At 72.8% G+C, this 4,296-nt stretch carries 4 protein-coding genes; 2 read left to right on the top strand and 2 right to left on the bottom strand.

Going from position 1 to position 4,296, the window contains the following annotated elements; translation table 11 throughout:
• Positions 1-40 precede the first annotated feature (40 nt).
• Together ABT247_RS32135 and ABT247_RS32130 are read right to left on the bottom strand one after the other, a co-directional pair.
• Positions 41-643, bottom strand: coding sequence for a COG1361 family protein (locus ABT247_RS32135; RefSeq protein WP_350749839.1), 603 nt, complete (start codon positions 641-643; stop codon positions 41-43).
• A 181-nt stretch (positions 644-824) separates the two neighbouring features.
• Positions 825-1,622: an IclR family transcriptional regulator gene (locus ABT247_RS32130; protein ID WP_350749836.1), complete on the bottom strand. Its 798-nt coding sequence runs from the start codon at positions 1,620-1,622 to the stop codon at positions 825-827.
• A 201-nt stretch (positions 1,623-1,823) separates the two neighbouring features.
• Between ABT247_RS32130 and aceB the strand changes: the two genes are divergently transcribed.
• Both aceB and ABT247_RS32120 read left to right on the top strand, forming a co-directional pair.
• Positions 1,824-3,506 carry a malate synthase A gene (gene aceB / locus ABT247_RS32125; protein WP_350749832.1) on the top strand — a complete coding sequence of 561 codons (1,683 nt, stop codon included), beginning with the start codon at positions 1,824-1,826 and terminating at the stop codon, positions 3,504-3,506.
• 231 nt (positions 3,507-3,737) lie between these two features.
• On the top strand, positions 3,738-4,139 hold the full coding sequence (locus ABT247_RS32120; RefSeq protein ID WP_350749830.1) for an allophanate hydrolase-related protein: 402 nt from the start codon (positions 3,738-3,740) through the stop codon (positions 4,137-4,139).
• Positions 4,140-4,296: the final 157 nt, after the last annotated feature.

Below are 4,296 nucleotides of genomic sequence, written 5' to 3'. Positions count from 1 at the left end.
GCTGCCCGTCCGCGCACGCGACCCCCGGATCCGGCCGCTCTCAGGAACCGGCGGCCGGGTCCGCCACGCGGACGGCGAACGGCTCCCGGTCGTTGCGTCCGTTCCGGTCGTCCGCACTGCGCACGGCGACCGACCCGCCGGTCAGCGTGCCCGGGGACAGGTCGCGGGAGAGGCGCACCGGGACGAGCGCGGTCGCGCTGCGCCCCTCCTTCAGTCCGGGCCCGAAGACGCAGCGCACCTGGTGCCCGACGGCCGTGCAGTCCTCGGGGAAGTACGGCGGCTCGGGCGTCACCCCGTCCGGCAGGGTGACGGTGACGGTGAACGGCGAGGCGGTGGTGTCCGGGCCCTGGTTCGCGACGAAGGCGTGAATCGTGCTGGTGCCGCCGGGCGGAGCGGCGTCCGGGTCGAGCCGGATCACCTCCAGGTCGGACCTGGACTGCACGGCGGCGGGGCGCTTCGGTGCCGGTTGCGCGTCCGGCCGGGGGCCGGACCGATCGGCCCAGGACGGTCCGGCGGCCAGCACCGGGACGGTGCAGACCGCCGCCACGCCCGCCACGGCCGCCGTCCACCAGTTGGCCCGGCCGGTCCTCGATCCGTGCCGGCGTCCGGTACGCCCGTGCCCGTGCTGCCCGTGTTCCCTCACTGCTCACCGCTCCTCGCGCTCCGGCCGCCCGCGCCGTCGCCGGCGGCGCCCGCACCAGGGTGGCGCAGCGCCGGCCGCCGGACCGGCGCAACCCGCCCGCCCGTCCGCCGAACGGGGGAGTCCGCGGGTGCGGGAGGCGGGGTGTCCACCTCCCGCTGCGCGAGCCGCCGTTGACGCTGCGTCAGGGGGCGAGGACCTGCCCCAGCCGGGCCGCGATCTGGTGCATCACCGGCACCAGCGAGGAGGCTCCGGCCTGCTCCTCCAGCGCCCGGATCCGGGCCTCCGGGCCGGACACCGAGAGCGCGGTGGGCGTCGGCGCGCCCGGGACGGCCAGTGCGATGCAGCGGACGCCGATCTCCTGCTCCTGGTCGTCGACCACGTAGCCGCGCTCGCGCGCCTCGGCGAGCTGGTCCAGCAGCTCCTGCGGGTCGGTGACCGTGTACTCGGTGTGCGCGGGCAGCGGGTTGGGCCCGAGTATCGCGCGCGCCTCGTCCTCCGGGAGCTGGGCGAGCAGTGCCTTGCCGACGCCGGTGCAGTGCGGCTGCACCCGCCGGCCCACCTCGGTGAACATCCGCATCGAGCGCCGCGACTGCACCTGTCCGACGTACACCACCTCGCCGCCCTCCAGCACCGCCAGGTTGGCGGTCTCGCCGGTGGCCTCCATGAGCTCGGCCAGGTACGGGCGGGCCCAGCTGCCGAGCAGGCGGCCGGCCGTCTCGCCGAGGCGGATCAGCCGGGGGCCGAGGGTGTAGCGACGCGCGGTGTCCTGGCGGACATAGCCCTGTTGGACGAGGGTACGAACCAGTCGGTGGATGGTCGGCATCGGGAGGCCGGAACTGGTGGAGAGCTCGCTGAGCGTGGCCACGCCGCCGGAGTCGGCCAGCGCCTCCAGGAGTTGGAAGGCTCGCTCGACGGACTGCACGCCGCCGCTCGCGCGGTCGGAGCCTGTCGTCGATGCTGTGTCGGGGGTCGCAACCACCGGCGTTCCCTTCGCTGTCGGGGAGGAGTGGAGTCCCGGCGACCTCTTCAACAAACCGTTGAAATTCTGTATCGCGGAAACTACTCTCCACCTTACAGAATCGAACTCGCCGACAGGCGGGTATCGATCGAGGAAGTTCCCGAGGAAGTTCCCACCGGAACTCCCTTCGCCAGGCTCAACCGTCTTAGGAGTGTCCTGCTCATGGCTGCAGATCAGGGGCCCTCCCCCAGCCTCCGGCCGGGGGTACCCCCAATCGCCTCCTCTCCCGCCGCTCCGGTCGTCACCGTCGCCGGTCCGCGCGTCCACCGGGCGGAGGAGGTGCTCACTCCGGAGGCGGTCGCCTTCGTCGTCGGCCTCCATCGCGCCTTCGAGGGCCGCCGGCAGGAGCTCCTGGCCAGGCGGAGGAGCAGGCGCGCCGAGATCGCCCGCACCGGCACGCTGGACTTCCTCCTGGAGACGGCCGACGTGCGGGCCGGGGACTGGAAGGTCGCCGAGGCACCGCGCGCCCTCCAGGACCGCCGGGTCGAGATCACCGGGCCCACCGACCGGAAGATGGTCATCAACGCCCTCAACTCCGGGGCCCGGGTCTGGCTCGCCGACTTCGAGGACGCCACCTCCCCGACCTGGGAGAACGTCGTCAGCGGCCAGGTCAACCTGATCGACGCCTTCGAGGGCCGGATCGACTTTACCAGCGAGGCCGGCAAGGGCTACACCCTCAAGCCCGCCGCCGAACTCGCCACCGTCGTGGTCCGCCCGCGCGGCTGGCACCTGGACGAGAACCACCTGCTGGTCGACGGCGTCCCGGTGGCCGGCGCGTTCGTCGACTTCGGCCTGTACTTCTTCCACAACGCCGCGCGGCTGCTCGCCAGGGGCGCCGAGGACCCCAACTCCGGCCCGTACTTCTACCTGCCGAAGACCGAGAGCCACCTCGAGGCCCGGCTGTGGAACGACGTGTTCACCCACGCCCAGGCCGAGTTGGGCATCCCGTACGGCACCGTCCGCGCCACCGTGCTGATCGAGACCATTACCGCCGCCTTCGAGATGGACGAGATCCTCTACGAACTGCGCGACCACGCGGCCGGCCTCAACGCGGGGCGCTGGGACTACCTGTTCTCGATCGTCAAGAACTTCCGCGACGCCGGCGAGCACTACATCCTGCCGGACCGCAACAGCGTCACCATGGCCTCGCCGTTCATGGCCGCCTACACCCGGCTGCTGGTGCAGACCTGCCACCGGCGCGGCGCCCACGCGATCGGCGGCATGGCCGCGTTCATCCCCAGCCGCAAGGACCCCGAGGTCAACGCCGCCGCGCTGGAGAAGGTCAAGGCGGACAAGGACCGCGAGGCCGGCAACGGCTTCGACGGCTCCTGGGTCGCCCACCCGGACCTGGTGCCGGTCGCCCGCGCCTCCTTCGACGCCGTGCTGGGCGAGCGCCCCCACCAGAAGGACAACCCGGGGCCGTCCGAGCCGGTCACCGCGGCCGAACTGCTCGACATCGCGGGCGCGGGCGGCACCTGCACCCACGCCGGGCTGCACAACGCCGTCCAGGTCGGCATCCGCTACATCGAGGCGTGGCTGCGCGGGCTCGGCGCGGTCGGCATCTTCAACATGATGGAGGACGCCGCCACCGCCGAGATCTCCCGCTCGCAGATCTGGCAGTGGATCCACAACGGGGTCGTGCTCTCCGACACCGGCGAGAAGGCCACCGCCGAGCTGGTCCGCACCCTGGTCGCCGCGGAACTGGCCGAACTCCGCACCGAGCTGGGCACCGAGGCCTACGACGCCGGCCGCTGGCGCGAGGCCGCCAGGCTCTTCGAACAGGTCGCCCTGGCCGAGGAGTTCGCGGACTTCCTGACCCTCCCCGCGCTTCCCCTGCTGGGCTGAGCACCAATCTATCCGCCGGGGCCACTGCTGCCGCCTGCCGGGCTGTAGCAGTCGCGCCGCCCCTTTGCTCCGTTCCGTACGGCGACGAAAACCACCTGTCCTCTTCGTCGCCGTGCGGAACGGTCCTTTGGCACGCCCTTCTCCAGGCCCTGTGGCGGCGGCCTTCCACGGTCTCCGCGCCCGCAGCGGCCCTTCTGCCACGCTTTCCAACCCTCGTGAGGAGTCACATCCATGGCGCGCGTCTTCTTCAACGGTCAGGCGATGGTCGGCGGACCGTTCCACGGCAAGGTCGCCGACGCCCTGATCGGCCCGGCCCGGACCGCCCCCGGGTACCGGTTCTTCTCCATCGACCACAGCGGCGGGACGGACGTCTGCCCGGGCCTGCTGGCCGATCCGGCCGTCGACACCGCGATCGACGGGGAGCTGTACGACATCAGCCTGGAGCGCCTGCGGGACGACATCCTGCCCGGGGAGCCGAGGGAGCTGGAACTCGGTGTGATCGAGCTGGAGGACGGCTCCGCGTGCCTGTCCATGCTGCTCGCCCGGGGCGAGCTGGAGCGCGGCGTGCACCGCGAGATCACCCACCACGGCGGCTGGCGCGCCTACCTGGCCACGCTCGGGCGCACCGCCTGACGGGCGTACCGTGTCTGACGGGCGTACCGCCTGAGGCGCAGGCCGCCACCGCCCACAGCGGTCCGGCGCACCCCTCACCGGGCCGCCGCGACCGGGCACAGGCCCCGCGCGGGCGAGGCCCGGACACGACGCCGGTGCGACGCGCCCTCAGCACGCG

Origin of the sequence: Kitasatospora sp. NPDC001539 (genome assembly GCF_040298565.1) — a bacterium.
GTDB lineage: Bacteria > Actinomycetota > Actinomycetes > Streptomycetales > Streptomycetaceae > Kitasatospora.
Note: the sequence above shows the minus strand (reverse complement) of the source record. Positions and strands in the feature narration are given on the sequence as shown.

Excerpts from the sequence above, each read along its gene's own strand:
- aceB (WP_350749832.1), top strand. The coding sequence starts at position 1,824 with ATGGCTGCAGATCAGGGGCCCTCCCCCAGCCTCCGGCCGGGGGTACCC.
- ABT247_RS32120 (WP_350749830.1), top strand. The coding sequence starts at position 3,738 with ATGGCGCGCGTCTTCTTCAACGGTCAGGCGATGGTCGGCGGACCGTTC.